Annotated in this window: 13 protein-coding genes; 7 read left to right on the top strand and 6 right to left on the bottom strand. The window is 73.2% G+C overall.

The window, feature by feature from the left end; genetic code table 11:
* Window positions 1-86 precede the first annotated feature (86 nt).
* The gene (locus NAEX_RS03915) at window positions 87-4,247 is read left to right on the top strand and encodes a TOMM system kinase/cyclase fusion protein (protein ID WP_170135432.1); all 4,161 of its coding nucleotides are present in this window, start codon (window positions 87-89) and stop codon (window positions 4,245-4,247) included.
* A 214-nt stretch (window positions 4,248-4,461) separates the two neighbouring features.
* On the opposite strand, the gene NAEX_RS03910 is transcribed toward NAEX_RS03915, so the two are convergent.
* Window positions 4,462-5,712, bottom strand: coding sequence for a DUF2330 domain-containing protein (locus tag NAEX_RS03910; protein WP_096326173.1), 1,251 nt, complete (start codon window positions 5,710-5,712; stop codon window positions 4,462-4,464).
* Between the two features lie 83 nt (window positions 5,713-5,795).
* Between NAEX_RS03910 and NAEX_RS03905 the strand changes: the two genes are divergently transcribed.
* Both NAEX_RS03905 and NAEX_RS03900 read left to right on the top strand, forming a co-directional pair.
* The gene (locus NAEX_RS03905; protein WP_096326172.1) at window positions 5,796-6,689 is read left to right on the top strand and encodes a carbon-nitrogen hydrolase; all 894 of its coding nucleotides are present in this window, start codon (window positions 5,796-5,798) and stop codon (window positions 6,687-6,689) included.
* Between the two features lie 217 nt (window positions 6,690-6,906).
* The gene (locus NAEX_RS03900) at window positions 6,907-8,673 is read left to right on the top strand and encodes a TolB-like translocation protein (protein WP_096326171.1); all 1,767 of its coding nucleotides are present in this window, start codon (window positions 6,907-6,909) and stop codon (window positions 8,671-8,673) included.
* Between the two features lie 57 nt (window positions 8,674-8,730).
* On the opposite strand, the gene NAEX_RS03895 is transcribed toward NAEX_RS03900, so the two are convergent.
* The gene (locus NAEX_RS03895) at window positions 8,731-10,614 is read right to left on the bottom strand and encodes a hypothetical protein (protein WP_096326170.1); all 1,884 of its coding nucleotides are present in this window, start codon (window positions 10,612-10,614) and stop codon (window positions 8,731-8,733) included.
* A gap of 190 nt (window positions 10,615-10,804) precedes the next feature.
* On the opposite strand from NAEX_RS03895, the gene NAEX_RS03890 reads away from it, so the two are divergent.
* Window positions 10,805-11,110 carry a S24/S26 family peptidase gene (locus tag NAEX_RS03890; RefSeq protein WP_096326169.1) on the top strand — a complete coding sequence of 102 codons (306 nt, stop codon included), beginning with the start codon at window positions 10,805-10,807 and terminating at the stop codon, window positions 11,108-11,110.
* A gap of 195 nt (window positions 11,111-11,305) precedes the next feature.
* On the opposite strand, the gene NAEX_RS03885 is transcribed toward NAEX_RS03890, so the two are convergent.
* Window positions 11,306-12,160 (bottom strand): enoyl-CoA hydratase-related protein, encoded by an 855-nt coding sequence (locus NAEX_RS03885; protein WP_245913610.1) that lies wholly within the window; start codon window positions 12,158-12,160, stop codon window positions 11,306-11,308.
* Window positions 12,157-12,492: a hypothetical protein gene (locus NAEX_RS03880; protein WP_096326167.1), complete on the bottom strand. Its 336-nt coding sequence runs from the start codon at window positions 12,490-12,492 to the stop codon at window positions 12,157-12,159. The genes NAEX_RS03885 and NAEX_RS03880 overlap by 4 nt, the downstream gene beginning before the upstream one ends.
* Window positions 12,493-12,640: 148 nt before the next feature.
* Here NAEX_RS03880 and NAEX_RS03875 point away from each other — a divergent pair, with 148 nt between their 5' ends.
* The 3 genes from NAEX_RS03875 to NAEX_RS03865 are packed head-to-tail and all read left to right on the top strand — an operon-like array spanning window position 12,641 to window position 15,721.
* Complete coding sequence (locus NAEX_RS03875) at window positions 12,641-14,068, top strand: cytochrome P450 (RefSeq protein ID WP_096326166.1); 1,428 nt, start codon at window positions 12,641-12,643, stop codon at window positions 14,066-14,068.
* Window positions 14,069-14,078: 10 nt separating this feature from the next.
* Window positions 14,079-14,606 (top strand): EXPERA domain-containing protein, encoded by a 528-nt coding sequence (locus NAEX_RS03870; protein ID WP_096326165.1) that lies wholly within the window; start codon window positions 14,079-14,081, stop codon window positions 14,604-14,606.
* Window positions 14,607-14,608: 2 nt separating this feature from the next.
* Window positions 14,609-15,721 carry an aromatic ring-hydroxylating oxygenase subunit alpha gene (locus NAEX_RS03865; protein ID WP_096326164.1) on the top strand — a complete coding sequence of 371 codons (1,113 nt, stop codon included), beginning with the start codon at window positions 14,609-14,611 and terminating at the stop codon, window positions 15,719-15,721.
* Between the two features lie 286 nt (window positions 15,722-16,007).
* Here the strand turns inward: NAEX_RS03865 and NAEX_RS03860 are convergent, their stop codons facing one another.
* Together NAEX_RS03860 and NAEX_RS03855 are read right to left on the bottom strand one after the other, a co-directional pair.
* Window positions 16,008-17,180: an ADYC domain-containing protein gene (locus NAEX_RS03860; RefSeq protein ID WP_096326163.1), complete on the bottom strand. Its 1,173-nt coding sequence runs from the start codon at window positions 17,178-17,180 to the stop codon at window positions 16,008-16,010.
* Between the two features lie 236 nt (window positions 17,181-17,416).
* On the bottom strand, window positions 17,417-18,079 hold the full coding sequence (locus NAEX_RS03855) for a hypothetical protein (protein WP_096326162.1): 663 nt from the start codon (window positions 18,077-18,079) through the stop codon (window positions 17,417-17,419).
* Between the last annotated feature and the right edge of the window lie 167 nt (window positions 18,080-18,246).

Here is an 18,246-nt window from a genome sequence, read left to right as displayed (position 1 = left end):
TGCGAATGCGGTCCTGTACCCCCATGTGGACCGCGCGGGCCGTGGCGCGCGATCGAGGGCGTCGCCCTCGTGATAGAAGCGGGGATGTGAAGGACACCATCGCGCCGTCGGGTCTGGAAGGGACGCTCCTCGGGCAGACGGTGACGCGCTGGAGCGGCGGGGCGGCGGAGCTGCTGTCGGACGCGGAGGAGACGACGATCCTCCACGGCGCCGGCGAGAAGCCGGGGTTCATGCCGCTGGCGAAGAAGGGCGACCGGATCGGCGGCGAGGACGGGCAGCGCTTCGAGCTGCTCGAGCGGCTCGGGGCCGGCGGCATGGGCGTGGTCTATCTGGCCCGCGACAGGCTGCTCGACCGACCGGTGGCGATCAAGTTCATCCTGCAGGCGCCGACCGACGACAGCGGGCGCGAGCTGGTCGAACGCTTCCGCGCCGAGGCGCGGGCCAGCGCGCGCCTCAGCCACGAGAACATCGTGCGGGTGTTCGACCTCGGCAGCGCCGCGGGCGTGCCGTTCCTGGTGATGGAGTACCTCGAGGGCCGGCCGCTCGACGCGGTGCTGGCCGAGGGCCCGCTCGAGGCCCGCCGCGTGGTCGAGGTGATCATCGACATCGTCCGCGGGCTGTCGCACGCGCACCGGGCCAGCATCGTCCACCGCGACCTCAAGCCGGCCAACGTGTTCGTGACCCGCGACGGGCGGGCGAAGATCGTCGACTTCGGGCTGGCGTCGGTGGTGGCCGGGCGCGCCGACCACCCGACGTCGCCGCTCTCGGGCACGCCGCGCTACATGTCGCCCGAGCAGTGGCGCGGCGAGGACCAGGACGGCCGCACGGACCTGTGGTCGGTCGGGGTGATGCTGTTCGAGATGCTCAGCGGGCACTCGCCGTTCTGGCGCGACCACCTGTCGGAGGTGCGCGCCAACGTGCTGTCGGAGGCCCCGGCGCCGCTGCTCCGCGCGTACCGGCCCGAGCTGCCGGAGCTGGCCGAGACGGTGGCCGCGCGCGCGCTGGCCAAGGACGTGGCCCGCCGGTTCGGCACCGCGGAGGAGCTGCTCGACGCGCTGGTCGGGCTCGAGCTGGCGCTGGCGCGGCCAGTCCGCGCGGGCGAGGAGCCGAGCGAGCGCCCGCGGGCCCGCCGCGGCAGCGAGCGGCGGCAGGTGACGCTGCTGTCGTGCTCGCTGGTCGAGGCGCTGGCGCTCGCCGAGGTGATGGACGCCGACGCCTACGCCGACCTGCTGGATGGCTTTCTGGACATCTGCGCCACGGTGGCGCGCCAGCTCGACGGGACGGTGGTGGCGGCCCACGGCGGGCACGCGCTGGTGTGCTTCGGCTGGCCCGCGGCCCACGAGGACGACGCCGAGCGGGCGCTGCGGGCCGGGTTTCTGATCGTCGACTCGGTGCGCGGGCTGGCCGGCTCGGGCGGGGCGGCCCTGGCGGCGCGGATCGGCATCTGCAGCGGCTCGGTGGTCGCCGACAAGCGCGAACACGAGGCGGCGCCGCGGCTGCTCGGCGAGCTGCCGCACGTCGCGACCTGGCTCGAAGGACAGGCGGCGCCGCACGAGATCCTGCTCAGCGGCCGCGCCCGCGCGCTGGTCCGCGGGACGATCGAGGTCGAGGCCCGCGGCGAGCGGCGGCCGACCGGCGGCGGGCGCACGATCGAGGTGCTGCGGGCGCTGCGGCCGAGCCGCACGGTCAGCCGGTTCGACCGCACGGCGCACGAGCTGACGCCGCTGGTCGGGCGCGAGGCGGAGATCGACGCGCTGCGCAGGCTGTGGGCCCATGTCCGCGAGGGCCGCGGGCAATTCGTGCTGCTGTCGGGCGAGGCGGGGCTCGGCAAGTCGCGGCTGGTGCAGACGCTGCGCGCGTACACGGTCGGGGAGGCCCACCAGCGGCTGGTGTGCCAGTGCTGGCCGCACTTCCGCAACAGCGCCCTGCACCCGCTGCTCGAGGCGACGATGCGGGCGATGGACATCGACCCCGAGGCGTCGGCCGGCGAGCGGCTGGCGCGGGTCGAGGCGGCGCTGGCGGGCCTGCGCGTGCCGCTGCAGGAGACCGTGCCGCTGTTCGCGGCGGTGCTGTCGATCCCGCTGGACGAGCGCTACACCGCGCCGCAGCTGTCGCCCGACCTGCTGAAGAACCGCGTGCAGGAGGCGCTGATCCGCACGGTCCTGGCCCTGGCCGCGCAGCGGCCGACGCTGCTGGTGGTCGAGGACCTGCACTGGAGCGACCAGAGCACGCTCGAGCTGCTCGAGCTGCTGGTGACCCGCATGGAGGAGGCGCCGTTGATGGTGGTGGCGACGTCGCGGCCGGATCTCCTGCCCAACTGGCCGGCGCGGCCGCACCTGCACCGGCTGGCGCTGCGCCGGCTGTCGCCGAATCAGACGGCGGCGATGGTGGCGCTGGCGGCCCGCGGGCAGGCCCTGCCGGAAGAATTGGTGGAGCAGCTGGTGGCCCGCGCCGACGGCATCCCGCTGTTCGTCGAGGAGATCACGCAGACGGCGGCGGAGGTGTGGCAGCGCGAGGGCCGGGAGTCGGATGTCCGCAAGGCCAGCTCGGCGCTGGCGGCCATCCCGGCCACGCTGCAGGAGCTGCTGCTGGCCCGCCTCGACCGCCTGCAGGAGGCCGGGCGCGAGGCGGCCCAGCTCGGCGCGGTGCTCGGGCGCGACTTCACCTACGCGCTGCTGCGCCGCGCGTCCGACCGCGACGAGGAGACGCTGCGCACCGGCCTCATGCAACTGGTGGAGGCCGGCATCGTCCGCGTCGAGGGCAGCGAGCAGGCGGCCCGCTACGTGTTTCGCCACGCGCTGATCCAGGAGGCGGCGCTCGGCTCGCTGCTGCGGCCGCGCCGGCAGTACCTGCACCAGCAGGCGACGCGGGCGATCCTCGGCCACTTCCCCGAGCTCGCCGAGCTGCAGCCCGAGCTGTTGGCGCACCACTTCGTCGAGGCCGGCGACTGCGAGCGCGCGATCGAGTGGCTCGAGAAGGCCGGACAGAAGGCGGTGCAGCGCTCGGCCAACACCGACGCGGTGTCGCACTATTCGCGGGCGATCGCGCTGCTGCGCGACCGGCCCGAGGGCGACGCGCGCGACCGCAAGGAGCTGGCGCTGCAGCTGGCCCTCGGCGCGCCGCTGATGTCGATCCGCGGCTACGCGGCGCCCGAGGTCCACGACACCTACGCCCGCGCCCGCGAGCTGTGCCGCCGCGCCGGCGACGACGCCCAGCTGTTCCCGTCGGTGCTCGAGCTGTGGCAGTTCTACATGGTCGGCGGCGCGGCCGAGATCTCGGCCAACCTCGGGCGCCAGCTGGTCGCCCAGGCCGAGACCACCGACAACCGCACGATGCTCATGCTGGCCTACCGCGCGCTCGGGACCAGCCAGATGCTGCTCGGCGAGATCGCCGGCTGCCGCGAGCTGACCGAGAAGGGCCTGGCGCTGTACGACCGCCGCGAGCACGGCAAGCTGGCGCTGCGCTACGGCCAGGACCCGGGGGTGACGAACGGGCTGTACCTCGGCTGGGTGCTGTGGTTCCTCGGCTACCCCGACCAGGCGGTGACGCGCGCCCGCGAGGCGCTGGCGCTGGCCCACGAGATCGAGCATCCGCTGAGCATCGCGTTCGCGATGAACTACCTGGCGACGATCCACAACTACCGCGGCGAGTTCGACGCGGCCCGCGACCTGGCCGACCGGGCCGAGCGGGTGGCGACGGAGCACAAGCTGCAGCTGTGGCTGGCGATGTGCCAGATCCAGCGCGGCTGGGCCCAGCTCGGGGTCGGCGAGCGCGAGGCCGGGGCGACCGAGCTGGCCGAGGGCGTGGCCAGGTGGACGAAGACGGGCGCCAAGGCGGGGATCTCGTTCTTCCAGGCGGCCGCGATCTGGGGGCTGTGGCGGGCCGGCCGCCACGACGAGGCGATGCGCAAGGTCGACGAGGTCGAGGAGTTCATGCGCCGCTCCGGCGAGCGCTTCTTCGAGGCCGAGGTGCTGCGCCTGCGCGGCGAGCTGCTGCTGTCGACCGGGATGACGTCGGGCACGCGCACCGCCGAGGACTGCTTCCGCCGCGGGCTCGAGGTCGCCCGCCGCCAGCAGGCCCGCGCGTGGGAGCTGCGCCTGGCGCTCAGCCAGGCCCGCCTGCTGGTCCTGCGCGGCAGCCCCGGCGAGGCCCGCGAGCTGGTGTCGGGCGTCTACGGGTGGTTCACCGAGGGGCTCGAGACGGCCGACCTGCGCGAGGCCCGGGCGCTGCTCGAGCGGCTCGGGTAGACGAGCGACGGCTGGCGGATGAAGCGGCTGCCGAGCGACAAGCGACCTGCGCGAGGCCGGGGCGCGCCCGCGCGCGTGCGGGTCCAGGGCGTCGTCGCCCGCGCCAGGGGCGGCGTCAGGGCGGCACGTCGGTGTGTCCTTCAGGACATGTTACCCGTGCCATGCCCGGAAGGACATGACCTTCAGAGCATGGCCGTGCGGACATGCCCTTCGGTCAGCGGCGCCGCGGCTTGCGGCGGATCCACGCCAGCACCGGCACGAGCAGCAGGAGCTGGGGGAGGCGGCCGGTGCGGTCGATCCGGCAGGCGTCGGTGTAGTCGGTGTCGACGGTGACGCTGTGGAGGTTGTCGACCGGCGGGCCCGAGGCGGCGCGCAGGGTGAGGTCGCGGACCTGCTCGGGCTTCAGGGCGGTGCGGAGGCGGGTGAGGTGGAGGCCGTCGAGGCCGGCGCGGGCGGTGAAGTCCTCGAGCCAGGCGCGGCTGTTGGTCATCGGATCGATGCGGCCGGCCCAGGTGCCCTCGTCGTAGGCCTCGGCCAGGCCGCCGGCGTAGAGCGGGTTGGAGAAGTCGATCACCCACGCGCCCTCGGGGTCGCTGGCGAGCACCGCGGCCTCGAGCTCGGCGTAGTTGGTCTCGGTGTCCGAGATCGCGACGAGCTCGTCGTCGTCGACGGCCTGCGCCGCGTAGTTCTGGGGCAGCACCGGGCCGCCGCCGATGAAGTACGTGGTGAGCCGCAGCTCGGCGCCCGGCTTCATCGAGTGGGTGGCGATGGCCAGCGGGATCTCGAAGGTCGCCGGCTGGGCCGGCGGCAGGTGCAGCTCGATCGGCGCCAGCGCCCCGCTGTCGGCCGCGGGCTTGACCTTGGCGGCGAAGAAGAACCACTCGTTCTCGACGTAGGGCGCGAGCGCGGCGGCGTAGTCGGCGGGCAGCGGGTAGCCGGCGTCGGTCAGCCAGTCGGCGATCGCGGTGCCGGTGTCGCCGCCGATCACGACGTACTCGTAGGTGGCAGTCTCGCCGCGGTCGACGACCATGACGTCGCCGCGGTCGCCCATCGGGTCGCCGAGGCCGTCGCCGCCGCCGGCCTTGTCGCTGCTGCCGCACAGGCCCATCGGCTCGTCCTCGTCCTCGAACACGGCGACGCGCGGGGCGCTGTACTCGTCGAGCGCGAGGAACAGCGTCGAATCGCCGTCGCGGACCTCGGCGGGGGCGCTGGCGAGCGGGAGGAGGAAGGCGAACTCGGCCGCGGAGACGGCGTCGTAGCCGGCCGAGGCGACCAGCACGGTCTCCTCGGCGCCGAACACGACGGCGAGCTCCTGGTCGCTCATGCCGCCGACGCGCTCCTCGTGCGCGGGGAAGACCATGCCGCCGCAGGCGGAGGCGGGGGCGGGACGGGCGAGGGTGGCGACCAGCGCGGTGAGGATGACCACGGAGGTGCGGGCGGCGGGGCGTAAGGGAAGCGAGGCCATGCCCCGAGCATGCCACAAGCCGGTGCGCGCTCGCGCACGAAGTGCTGGCGCCAGGCAGCCGGCTGCCGTATAGAGGCGCCGAGATGACCACGCGCAAGGCGACCTGGACGATCGGGCTGGTGCAGCAGCAGAACACGGGTGACCGCGACCACAACCTCCGCACGACCGTGGCCGGCATCCGCGAGGCCGCCCGCCGCGGGGCCGAGCTGGTGCTGCTGCAGGAGCTGCACGCGGGGCTGTACTTCTGCCAGACCGAGGACACCGCGGTGTTCGACCAGGCCGAGTCGATCCCGGGCCCGACCTCGAACGAGCTGGCGGCGCTGGCCAAGGAGCTCGGGGTCGTGATCGTCGCCTCGCTGTTCGAGCGCCGGGCCGTCGGCCTCTATCACAACACCGCGGTCGTGCTCGAGAAGGACGGCAGCATCGCCGGCAAGTACCGGAAGATGCACATCCCCGACGACCCGGCCTACTACGAGAAGTTCTACTTCACGCCCGGCGACCTCGGCTTCAACCCGATCGAGACGTCGGTCGGCAAGCTCGGGGTGCTGGTCTGCTGGGACCAGTGGTACCCCGAAGGCGCGCGCATGATGGCGCTCGCCGGCGCCGACCTGCTGCTGTACCCGACGGCGATCGGCTGGGACATGCGCGACGCCGAGGACGAGCGGATGCGCCAGCGCGAGGCGTGGATCACCGTGCAGCGCGGCCACGCGGTCGCCAACGGCCTGCCGGTGGTGGTGTGCAACCGCGTCGGCCACGAGCCCGACCCGAGCGGGGTCAACCCGGGCCTGCAGTTCTGGGGGCACAGCTTCGTCGCCGGCCCGCAGGGCGAGTTCCTGGCCAAGGGCGGCGAGTCGCCCGAGGTCCTCGTGGTCGAGGTCGACCGCGGCCGCAGCGAGCAGGTCCGCCGGATCTGGCCGTTCCTCCGCGACCGCCGGATCGACGCCTACGCCGACCTCACCAAGCGCTTCCGCGACTGAGGCCGGCGCGCTTCGAGGGCGCGCCTCTGGACATGTCCAGAGGCGCATGTCCTTTCGGCCAGCACGCCGGGGGCGTCACGCGCGCGCGGCCTGTGCCGGCGCGGACGGCGGCGCGCGCTGCGGGTGCGCGCCCCCGACCCGGCGCACGACCGACGTTCGTGATCCCGCAATTCGCCGCGCCGGCGCGGGTACTCCGGGTGCGGACGGAGAGGACACGATGACACGCACCCTGACGATGCTGGGCATCCTGGCCGCTGCGGCGGGCTGTCCGGGCGATACGGCGAATACCAGCGAGGGCCCCGCGACGGACGCGAGCACGGAGCCGACGGCGAGCACCACGGAGGAGCCGGGCACGAACCCGACCACGGGGACGGAGTCGAGCACGACGGGCGAGACGCCGACCACGGGCGAGGCGCCGACCACGACGACCGACACGACCGGGGAGGCGCCGGGCGACGGGGCCGGGGCGGCGCGGGTGGTCTACGCCGACGACGACGAGGTCGGCGTCGACATGTACTTCGTCGATTGCACGGGGCCGGAGCCGGGGCCGGCGGTGCTGATCAATCACAACCTGCCGGCCGGCTGGCACCTGCCGTACCCCGGCCGGCTGTCGCCGTCGCAGCGGTGGATGCTGCTCGTCGCGGGGCACCCGCGGCTCGGCGAGGAGGTCTGGCTGGTCGACATGTCCGGGCCCATGCCCGGCGATCCGGTGCGGGTCGAGCTGGCGGGCGAGCCGGGCTTCGAGGTCCTGGGGACGTGGTGGAGCAGGGACGAGAGCCGGCTGGCGCTGCGCCGCACCTCGTATGACGGGGTCGGCGCGCAGATCTACCTGTGCGACGTCGGGGCCGACGGGACCTGCGTGCCCGAGGTGTGGAACCCGCCGCTGGCGCCGGGCGGCGGCATCGGCGGCTGGGGCTTCGCGTGGTCACCGGACGATTCGCGGATCGCCTACTCCGGCGATCCGGACGGCGACGAGGTCGTGCAGCTGTTCCTGGCCGGGACGGGGCCCGGCGACGCCGGCGAGGCGATCGCGCTGACCAGCGAGGTGCCGGCGGACGAGGCGTTCGTGCACGAGGCGTGGTTCTCGCCGGACGGCGCCACGCTCTACTATGAATACGGCGCGGACCTCACTTCGTCCGCGGGGACGCGCGCGATCGACATGACGACCGATCCGCCGGGGTCGCCGGTGGAGCTGCCGCACGGCGATTACCGCGAGGACATGACCGCGGGCCTGGAGTGGACGGGCGCCGACGGGCTGGGCGACCTGTCGTTCTTCGCCATCGACGGCACGAGCGCGGGCCCGCTGGTGCCGCTGCACGACGTGCCGGGCCGGGTGAGCTCGAAGGACGACAAGTTCTCACCCGACGGCCGCTTCGCCGTGTACTACGCCGAGACGGACCCCGACGTGCGCGAGCTGTTCGCGGTCGACCTGAGCGGGCCGACGCCGTCGGCGCCGGTGAAGCTGGCCTCGCCGACGCCCGGGGGCCAGCTCCACGGGACCATCTTCGGGCCCGATCCGGCCCTGTTGTTCTACCTGTCGCAGGCGGCGGCCGACAGCGGCGACGACCTGTGGATGGTGCGCCTCGACCAGCCGCCGGCGCCGGTGCGGGTCAACCCGCCGCTGCCCCAGGACGGCACGATCCCCGGCTTCCTCGGCTTCGACGGCGACGGCTCGCGGCTCCTCTACGTCGGCCCGGGCGAGGCGACGCCGTCCTGGCAGCTGTGGCTCGTCGACCTGGCGGCTCCCGGCGCGCCCATCGAGGTGAACGCGCCGCTGCAGGACGGGCAGCAGCTCGGGACGGGCGCGCGAGCCTTCAGCGCCGACGGGCAGCGGGTGTTCTACAGCGTGCAGGAGCCGTTCGAGCAGGAGCTCGTCCACCCGGGGTTCCAGGTCGACCTGGCCGCGCCCGGGGTCGCGCTGCGGGTGACGGACCCGGCGCATCAGCCGTGGGACCTGCGGGTGCTGCCGCCGAGCGACGGGTGATTGCCGCGGCTGTCGGATCGGACATGCCCATCGAGACATGGGCATAGGGTCATGCCCCTACGAGCATGTCCGAAGAAGCGCCGGGACGGGCGGCGCCGGCTCGGCGCGGAGGTCGGCGAGCTGCGCGTCGTCGAGCCCGACGCGCTCCTGCAGGAGCGCGTCGGGCTCGGCGAGGGCGGCGGCGAGGGTGCCGTGGTGGGCCAGCACGAGGTCGGCGAGCTCGCGCGGGAGCGACGCCGGCAGCGCCAGCGCGGGCGCCAGGGGGCGCAGGTCGAGCCGGACGAGCGGCAGGCCGCGCGCGACGTCGACGACGTGGAGGGCGTCGCGGTTGACGAGGAGCAGGCGATCGCCGGTCGCGTCGAAGGCGGCGCACTCGATCGCGCCGCCGGTGAACACGAGCGCGACCCGACCGTCGCGCCGCAGGCGGCCGTCGGGCAGGAGCGTGCGCCACTCGCCGCGCGAGCGGGCGATGGCGACGCCGGCGCCGCGCTGGTCGTCGAGCTCGCCGTCCTCGTCGCGCTCGGGGCCGGTCAGCGCCACGGTCGGGACGTCCGCGCCGGCCGGCTCGCGCATGTGGCTGAGCATCAGCACGGCGAGGCCGCGCTCGGTGTCGACGATCGCGCCGTCGTCGGGGCTGGACGACATCCAGAGGTAGCGGTGGTCCGGGCTGCGCGCCCACTCGTCGGGGCGGTCGCCCGAGCAGTCCGCGTCGCCCGGCGCCGCTCGCTGGCCGCGCCAGTCGGTCAGCCAGGCGTCCTCGGGCTCGCTCTTCTCGACGAAGATCGCCGGCAGGTCGTCCGGGTACGGTCCTTCGAGCCATGTCCCCGAGGTCAGGTCGAGGGCGTACAGGCCGCGCAGCAGCTCCGGGTCGTCGTCGTCGAGCTGACGCCCGTACTCGTCGCCGAACAGGGCCCAGTCCCCGCGGGCGCCGAGCAGCCGGGCCTCGGTCGCCGGCATGGTCCAGAGGACATGTCCCGTGGGCCAGTGGACGAGCAGCATGAGGTAGGCGAGCTGGACCAGGGCGCGGTCGCCGTCGGCCAGGACGCAGGCGCGCGGGACCTCGGGGCGGTGGGGGGCGCGGTGGTGGACGTCGCGGTCGTGGGCGTCGCTGACCGCGGGCGCGCCGGCGAGGTGGAAGCGGTAGAGGGCGCCGGGGACGTGGTCTTCGTCGTCGTCCTCCTGCAGCGGGGCGGGACGCCAGCCCCACAGCGGCCCGGGGGCGCGGGCGGGGTCGCCGGGCGGGCGCGCGAGCAGGTCGAGCGCGGCCTCGAAGGCCCGCTGGGCGGCGACGCATTCGCGGTCGAGGACGATCGTGGGGGCGTCGAGCTCGACCAGGCGGGCGCCGCGGATGGCGCGAACGGTGAGCGCCGCGATCGCCTCGTTGTCGCGGCCGACCCGCTCCGACCACAGCGCGCGGAACCACCGATCCTCGTGCGGATGGGACTCGTGGTGAAGCGGCCGCTCGCCGGGCGGCGGCACGGGCACGCTGGTGAGCACGAGGTCCGCCGGCGAAAGGCCGGCGGCCGCGAGCTCGCGGTCGACGACGGCGGCGAGGCGCCGGCGCACGGCCCTCACACCTGTCTCGTAGGGCATGTCGTCGTTCCAGTCGACGTCGGGGTCGTCCTGCGCGACGAGCCGGCCGTCGGCGAGGAAGACGGCCTCGCCGAGGAGGACGGCGCGGAGTTGGTCGCGCTCAAGGCCGAGCAGGGCGGCGATCCGGGGCGCCAGCGCGGGGTGGACCAGGCCGAACGGGACGTCGAGGTGCGCGACTCGCCGGTCGCGCAGCGGCTCGTCGGTGCACAGGACGTGGCAGCGGTCGCAGGTCTCGCCGCGGTGCTCGCGACCGACGAGCCGGCCGCAGCCGCAGCGCAGCGGCTGCAGGGGGCCGAACAGCCGCGGGCACCAGGCGCCGCCCTCGACCGGCCGCCGGTGGTCGAGCATCGCCGCGGTCGTGAGCGCGCCGCTCGAGCGCGCGCGCAGCTCGGCCGCGACGCGCAGGAGCTCGGCGGGGCGGAGCCCGGGGGCGGCGCGAAGAAGGCGTCGAGCAGGGCGCGTAGATCGGGCGGGGCCGGCATGCCGTGGAGCATACGCAGGTGCGCGCGGCGGCGAAAGCGGGCATCCTCGGCGCGTCATGGGCTGGGCCCGTCATCACATCGAGAAGCTGCGCGCAGGCGCGACGGTCAAGTTCCGACCCCACGGGAACTCGATGACGCCGCGGATCAAGTCGGGTCAGCTCTGCACGGTCGAACCGGTCGAGCTGGACCAGCTCGAGGTCGGCGACGTGGTGCTCTGCACGATCCGCGGGGCCGACTATCTGCACATCGTCAAGGCGATCGCCGACGACGGGCGCTGCCAGATCGGCAACAACCACGGGAAGATCAACGGGTGGCTCGGCGGGCACGCGATCTTCGGCCGATTGGTCCGCGTCGAGCCGTGAGCGGGCCATGCTGACGCCATGCCCGGCTCGCCTTCGATGCTCCGCCTCGCGCTCCTCACGGTCACGCCGGGTGGCAAGACGGGGGGCGGCGTCCTCGGCCTGGCTCTCTCGGCAGTGCGCCGATGAGCTTCAAGGACATGTTTCTGCGAACATGCCCTCGACGCCATGTGCTCGGGGACATGCCCCGAAGTTTCGTCACTCCCCGGTGAAGCGGGGCGGGCGGCGCTCGAGCATGGCGGCGACGGCCTCACGGTGGTCGGCGGTGGTCTGGGCCACGCCCTGGTAGGTGGCGGCGAGCTCGAGGGCGGCGTCGAGGCCGACGTCGTGGCTGCGGTAGGCGGCGCGCTTGGTCAGGCGGAGGGCGACGGGGGGCAGGGCGGCGAGCTCGGAGGCGAGGGCGCGGGCGGCGGGGAGCAGCTCTTCCGGCTCGACGACGCGGTGGACGAGGCCGATCCGCAGGGCCTCGTCGCAGTCGATGACGCGGGCGGTGAGCATGAGCTCGAGCGCGCGCGAGAAGCCGATCGCGCGGGCCAGGAAGTAGGCGCCGCCGTCGCCCGGGACGAGGCCGACCTTGACGAAGGTCGAGCCGAACTGGGCCCCGCGGGCGGCCAGCCGCAGGTCGCACATGCACGCGAGGTCGAGGCCGGCGCCGATCGCCGGGCCGTTGAGGGCGGCCACGATCGGCTTGTCGGCCAGCGCCAGGCGCCGCGAGATCCGCTGGATCCCGTCGATGTAGCGGCGGCGCAGCTCGGCCGCCCCGCCGGCGAACATGCCCTCCTTGTGGAGCATGCGCTTGAGGTCGCCGCCGGCGGAGAAGGCCGGGCCGGCGCCGGTGAGGATCACGCAGCGCACGGCGTCGTCGCGCTCGGCGAGGTCGATCGCGTGGACGAGGCTCTCGACCATCGCCTCGCTGTAGGCGTTGCGCGCGGCGGGGCGATCGAGGGTGACGAGGGCGGTCGCACCCTCGAGGTCGTAGCGGACGTCGGTGAGCTCCATGCGCGCGAGGGTAGCCCGGGTCGTGGTCGGGCTGGTGTGCGCGTGGTGGTTCACGCGCGATGGATCGTCGCGGATCGGTGAGTCGCCGGCGTGGAGGACGAGAGGGTCGACGCCCCGGCGAGCACGAATTGGCGCCGACGCGCGGCGGCGAGGACGGGCACGAGCGGCGCGATCGAGACGTCGCGCAGCAGTGTGGCCCCGATCACGGTCGAGGGGGTGAGGATGAACAGACCCGGGTCGTCGCGGGCGTGGTGTTGGCGGCGGCCGTCGGGCTGGGGAAAGCCCTGAACGAGCGCGCCCGGGAGCACGCGCGCGGTCGTCGGCAGGCCGAGGAGAACGCGGCGCAGGCGGGCGTGGCCCGGCGAGGCGCGCGGACGTGACGTCACCGAGCCCCGCGACGGCGGCCTGCGTCGCGGCGAAGACGTGGGCGACCTGGACCTGCGGACCGCCTGCGTCCGCGGCGAAGACGCGTGAAGTTCCCTCACAGGCGGCGCGCGGGCGCGGGCGCGGGGGCTTGCGGTAGGTTGCCCCTCGATGTTCACGGTCCCCGAACACGTGCGTCAGACGGCGACGACGTTGCTGTCGACGCTGCGCCCCCTCCCGCTCGACACCCCCAACCTGCCGCCGATGTTGCCGGGCGGGCTGCCGTTCGTCGGCCACGCGTCCGAGCTGCGCTCGAACCCGGTGGCGATGGTCCAGCGCGGGCGCGACATGTTCGGCGACATCTTCTGCGTGCGCCTGCCGGGCACCCTCGGCGTGGTGATGACCGGGCACGCGGCGCAGGAGAAGTACTTCCGCTTCCGCGACGACGAGGTCAGCCAGCGCGAGGCGTACCAGCTGATGACGCCGGTGTTCGGCAAGGGCATCGCCTACGACGCCGAGCCGCAGATCATGAAGGAGCAGCTCGGCTTCTTCCACGGGGCGCTGCGCGAGTCCCGGCTGCGCACCTACACCGACGGCTTCATCGCCGAGTCGGAGCACTTCTTCGGCCAGTGGGGCGAGACCGGCGAGGTCAACATGCTCGAGGTCGGCAACGAGGTGACGCTCTACACCTCGACCCGCTGCCTGCTGGGCGACAAGATGCGGTTCAAGCTCAGCAAGGAGTTCTCCGAGCTGTACGCCGACCTCGAGGGCGGGATCAACGTCATCTCGTTCTTCGCGCCGTACCTGCCGCTGCCGGCGATGCGCCGGCGCGACAAGGCCCGCGTCAAGATGGTCGAGCTGATCGAGAAGATCGTCGCCGAGCGGCGCGCCGACCCCGAGGGCCACGAGGACATCCTGCAGACGCTGGTCGAGTCGAGCTACGCCGACGGGCGCAAGCTGACGGTCGACGAGATCACGGGGCTCATCCTGACGATCATGTTCGCCGGCCACCACACCAGCGGCGTGACGTTCTCGTGGATCGCGGTGCTGCTGGCCCAGCACCCGCACATCTTCCGCCGCCTGGTCGCCGAGCAGCGCGAGATCCTCGGCGACCGCGAGCGCATCACCTACGACGACCTGCAGAAGATGAAGCTGCTCGAGGGCACCATCAAGGAGGCGCTGCGGCTGTACCCGCCGATCATCCTGGTGATGCGCCGCGTGCTCAAGGCGTTCGAGTTCCAGGGCAAGCACGTGCCCGAGGGCAGCATGATCATCGCCTCGCCGGCGGTCGGCCACCGCGTGCCGGAGGTGTTCCCGGAGCCGCACCGCTTCGACCCCGACCGCTTCCTGCCGGGCCGCGAGGAGGACAAGCGCTGGCCCTACGGCCACATCGCGTTCGGGGCCGGGCGCCACCGCTGCATGGGCATCGTGTTCGCCCAGCTGCAGCTGCGCGCGCTGTGGAGCCACCTGCTGCGCAACTTCGAGTTCGACATGCTCGACCCGAGCTACCCGGTCGACTACACCAACCTGATCGCCGGCCCGCGCCCGCCGTGCCGGATCCGCTACCGCCGGGTCGGCAAGCGGTCCGCAGGGGCATGAACCGAAGGACATGGCGACCGTGACAGGTCACGAGGGACATGTCCCGATGCGCTGGATCGACCGCGTCCTGCTGGTGTTCGCGCTGAGCTTCTGCAGCACGTCGCTGCTGTTCGACCGCATGGCCGCGCTCGAGCCGGGGCCGATGGCGCCGGCGACGAGCGGGCTCAAGGGCTTCTTCTACTGGTGGGGCAGCACCTACGACCCGCTGATCGTGCTGAACCCGCTGTGGCTGCAGATCGCGTCGGGGGTGTCGGCCTTCGTGTTCGGGCCGTTCTACGCGGTGCTGGCGGTCGCGCTGGTGCGCCGGCGCGAGTGGATCCGGTGGCCGGCGATCATCTACGCGTCGGTGATGCTGTACTCGATGGTGATCTTCCTCGGTGTGCACACCTTCGGCGAGCCGCGGCCCACGGTGCCGTGGCTGGTGGCGCTGCTCTACGCGCCGTATGTGCTCTTCCCGCTCGCGCTGCTGTGGCGCATGCTGCCGCGGCGCGGGCCCGCGGGCGAGGTCCGCCCGCTGTTCGAGACAGGACGAGGATGACGATGACGGAGACCCTGCACACGATCGGCCGCGCGCCGCCGCCGAGCTTCGAAGAGGCGCGCAACAAGCGGCAGAAGGTCCGCGCCGCCGGGCTCGACCCCAACCACTGGTACGCGGTGGAGTACGCGCGCGCGGTGCCGCCGGGCAAGGTGGTCGAGGTGACGTTCTGGCGCCGCTCGGTCGCGGTGTTCCGCGGCGAGGACGGGGCCCTGCGCGCGATCGACAACCGCTGCGCCCACCGCCAGCTCAAGCTGTCGGGCGGGCGCGTGGAGGGCTGCAACGTGGTGTGCCCGTACCACGGCTGGGCGTACGGCGGCGACGGCAAGCTGTGCAAGGTGCCGCACGAGCTGTTCGGCAAGCCGCTGCCGAAGATCGAGCTGCGCCACTACCCGGTGCGCGAGCGCTACGGGCTGGTGTGGGTGTTCTTCGGCGACCCGGCCCGCGCCGACGCGACGCCGATGCCGGAGATCCCCGAGCTCGACGGGCCGAAGCCGTGGGCCAAGCTGCTGGTGGACTTCACGTGGAAGGCCCACCACTCGATGATCATCGACAACGTCAGCGACTTCACCCACGCGTACCTGCACCGTCGGTTCCGCCCGTTCACCGACTCGACGCTGACCGACCTGCGCGTCGAGGGCGACCGCGTCTATGTGTCGTACGACACGAAGGTGGCCGACGGGCCGCTGATGAAGCACTTCGTCGATCGCAAGCGCACCAACGTCAATGCGATGACGCTCTGCTATCAATACCCGTACCAGTGGTCGGACACCGACGGGAAGATCAAGGACTGGTGCTTCTGCCTGCCGATCGACGAGCAGACCACCCGCGCGTTCTTCCTGTTCTACTTCGACGGCTTCAAGATTCCCGGCTTGCCGCTGCAGATGCCGCGGCAGGTGATGGAGCCGGTGCTCGAGATCGCCAAGCACGTGGTGTTCAAGCCGCTGCTCGAGGAGGACGGGGTCGCCGTCGAGGCCGAGCAGGACGGCTACAACCGCCACTGGCAGGCGCCGATCGCCGAGCTGAACCCGGCCGTCCACGCGTTCCAGGCGCTGACGATCCGGAAGTGGGAGGAGTACCTGGCGTCGTCCTCGGGCCGGCTGGCCGAGGCGCGCTGAGGGCCGCGGGGCGGCGCCGGCGGCGGCCACGAGCCGCGCCCGGCGTCGAATCGCGCGTCGCGGACGGTCGGGGCCGGATCACATCGCCGACGCCCGCGCGCTCGCCGACGACGAGGACCGGCGCCGGCGCGGCTGGCTCCGGTGGGCGCGGTCGCGTGATTCACCCGCGGTAGGCGGAGACCTCACCGCGGGCGTCGGCGTCGAGGTGCCGGCGATCGTGCGATGTGTCTCGGAGGACATGTCGGTGCAATGCGCCGCGGAGCGGCGCGCCCTGCGGCAGAGCGGTTCAATCGTCGCTGTCGTCCTCGTCGTCGTCGCCGTCGATGTCCTTGCTGGCGCACTGCTGCGGCTGGTCGCCCCACTTGTCGCAGAAGCGGTTGGCGACGAGGGCCCCACGGCTCACGGGCAGGCTGCCGCACGAGCTGAAGTCGTCGATCGCGTCGAGGCAGGCCGGATAGTCGTAGGGGACGCCGGCGTCGTCGAACAGCTTGAGGCGCATCTGGTCGCCGACGCAGACGGCGCCGTTCGGGCCCCACTCGGCCTCGGCGCCCCAGCTGGAGCGGCTCAGCGTGGCCGGCGCCTGGATCCGCGGGGCCAGGCGGTCGAAGATGTCGATCGGGGTGCCGGCGAAGGTGTGCGAGGTGCCGTCGCCGCAGTAATCGGCGCGCGCCATGCGGGTACAGGCCTGGTGGTGGTCCGCCAGCGAGGTCGAGCCCACCGAGGCCCACGGCCGGTAACCCCATTCCACACACTTGGCGAGCACCGCGTCGCGACAGGCGAAGGTCACGACGGTGGGGTCGATGATCTTCGCGCCGGTGCTGGCGTCCCAGTAATTGGCGAGCGGGATGGCCTGAATCGGCTGACCGAGCTGGTCGAAGCAGAGGCTGTCCCAGACGGTCTCGCCCGGGGCCAGGACCGAGATGTCGTAGAACCATACGTCGCCGGTCGGAGCGGCCGGGTTCTTGTAGATGTCGTCGAAGCGGAGCTGCCAGGCCGCGCCGCCGATGTCGAGGTCGATGATGGCGCCGATCAGCTGCGCGCCGGTGAACAGCTGCGGCGCGCCGTCCACCACGCCGGTGGCCGACAGGACGCTGCCGTCGAGGTTGAGCCCGTTGAGGTTGATGCCGTTCATGCGCATGCCGTTCATGCGCATCCCGTTGAACGTGGCGCCGTTCATGCGCATTCCGTTCATGCGCATGCCGTTGAGCACCGCCGTGTTGAGGGCCACGCCGTTGTCGACCTGCTCGCGGAGCGCGACGGCCGGGTCCGCCTCCTGCGCCACGCCGTCGCACGCGCCCAGAGCACACGCGCACACCACCACCGAGATCCCGCGGGTCAACGTCATCTTCGACTCCTGTCCCCGCTGCATGATCGTGGTCGTCCGCTCGCGCAACGTCGCGAGGATCCGCGGCAAAGCGGCCAGCAGCGCCGCCGCCGAGGCCGCCGCGCGGGCAGGCACGCACGAATCCGCGGGGGATCGGGGCTCGGGGAGCGGAGGAGGCGGGCGGCCTCGTCGGCGTCGCGCTCGCAATTCGGGGTCGCGTGCATTCGCCGGCGCGCCCGGGCGGTTCGCGTCATTGCGGAGCTGGCGAGCGCGGGCGTCGGCGAGCGAGTCCATGGCAGATTGCATGATGCCGCGATTCGAATCGCGGCGCTCGTGAGGATCGAGGCGGCCGCAAACGCGAGGGTGCGTCCTCAGTCGACGACGAACGGGATCTCGACGGCGCCGAAGTCCTCGCCGGTGCCGGCGTCGACGAGGCGAGTGACGAAGTCGACGCGGCGCGTGTCCTCGACGTGCTCGAAGTAGAGGTAGCCGGTGATCCTGCCGCCAGGGCTGAGGACGCCCTCGGGGAGGGCTTTCTGGACCATGTCGCCGGACGGCAGGGCGACCCGCTGGAAGGCGGTCTGGTAATTGTCGTAGTAGGCGCCGCGGTACGGGAAGGGGCCGCTCCACACCGACCATCCCGGGTACCAGGGCGAGAGGTAGGGGGCGACGCCGAATCCCAGGGGCGGGTACATCGTGTCGACGGGGGCGTAGACGATGTCGTCGATCTGGAACGGCGGGACGGCGGCGTAGTGGACCCCGCCGGGGGAGACGAGCCTGAAGTACTCGTAGCGCAGCTCGAGGGCGCGCTCGCTGCGATTGGTGAGGGTGACGAGCAGCGGGGTGACGGCGCCCTCGAGGTCGGGCGGGAAGCCGCGCCAGGCGTCGGCGCGGGCGATGATTTCGACGCCGCCGTCCGCCGCGACCGCGGCCTCGCCGTGGCCCGGGACGCGGCGGGCTTCGGGCGCAGGCGCGAGGGAGTGGGCGCAGCCGATGAGCACGGCGAACGGCAACAGACGGAGGCAGGACGACATGGCGGGCAGAACGTGGGCGGCCCGCCTCCGACGAGCACCCAGCGGGCGGAGCGGCGAGCGGGCGCAGGCGTGGGCCGAACCCGTGCAGCGCGGCGCGGCGAGGTCGTGGCTGGCCGGTGCGGCGGTCGGTGCCCGCGCGGAGGCGATGCGCGAGGCCCGTGCGGGGC

Source organism: Nannocystis exedens (genome assembly GCF_002343915.1).
Taxonomy (GTDB): domain Bacteria; phylum Myxococcota_A; class Polyangia; order Nannocystales; family Nannocystaceae; genus Nannocystis; species Nannocystis exedens.
The sequence above is the reverse complement of the archived record's forward strand: the minus strand, read 5'-3'. Positions and strand labels throughout refer to the sequence as shown.

What these genes read in the sequence shown, in the direction of transcription:
- NAEX_RS03910 (WP_096326173.1), bottom strand. Translation starts at nt 5,712, where the DNA reads ATGGCCTCGCTTCCCTTACGCCCCGCCGCCCGCACCTCCGTGGTCATC.
- NAEX_RS03905 (WP_096326172.1), top strand. Translation starts at nt 5,796, where the DNA reads ATGACCACGCGCAAGGCGACCTGGACGATCGGGCTGGTGCAGCAGCAG.
- NAEX_RS03900 (WP_096326171.1), top strand. Translation starts at nt 6,907, where the DNA reads ATGACACGCACCCTGACGATGCTGGGCATCCTGGCCGCTGCGGCGGGC.
- NAEX_RS03895 (WP_096326170.1), bottom strand. Translation starts at nt 10,614, where the DNA reads ATGCTCGACCACCGGCGGCCGGTCGAGGGCGGCGCCTGGTGCCCGCGG.
- NAEX_RS03890 (WP_096326169.1), top strand. Translation starts at nt 10,805, where the DNA reads ATGGGCTGGGCCCGTCATCACATCGAGAAGCTGCGCGCAGGCGCGACG.
- NAEX_RS03875 (WP_096326166.1), top strand. Translation starts at nt 12,641, where the DNA reads ATGTTCACGGTCCCCGAACACGTGCGTCAGACGGCGACGACGTTGCTG.
- NAEX_RS03870 (WP_096326165.1), top strand. Translation starts at nt 14,079, where the DNA reads ATGGCGACCGTGACAGGTCACGAGGGACATGTCCCGATGCGCTGGATC.
- NAEX_RS03865 (WP_096326164.1), top strand. Translation starts at nt 14,609, where the DNA reads ATGACGGAGACCCTGCACACGATCGGCCGCGCGCCGCCGCCGAGCTTC.
- NAEX_RS03855 (WP_096326162.1), bottom strand. Translation starts at nt 18,079, where the DNA reads ATGTCGTCCTGCCTCCGTCTGTTGCCGTTCGCCGTGCTCATCGGCTGC.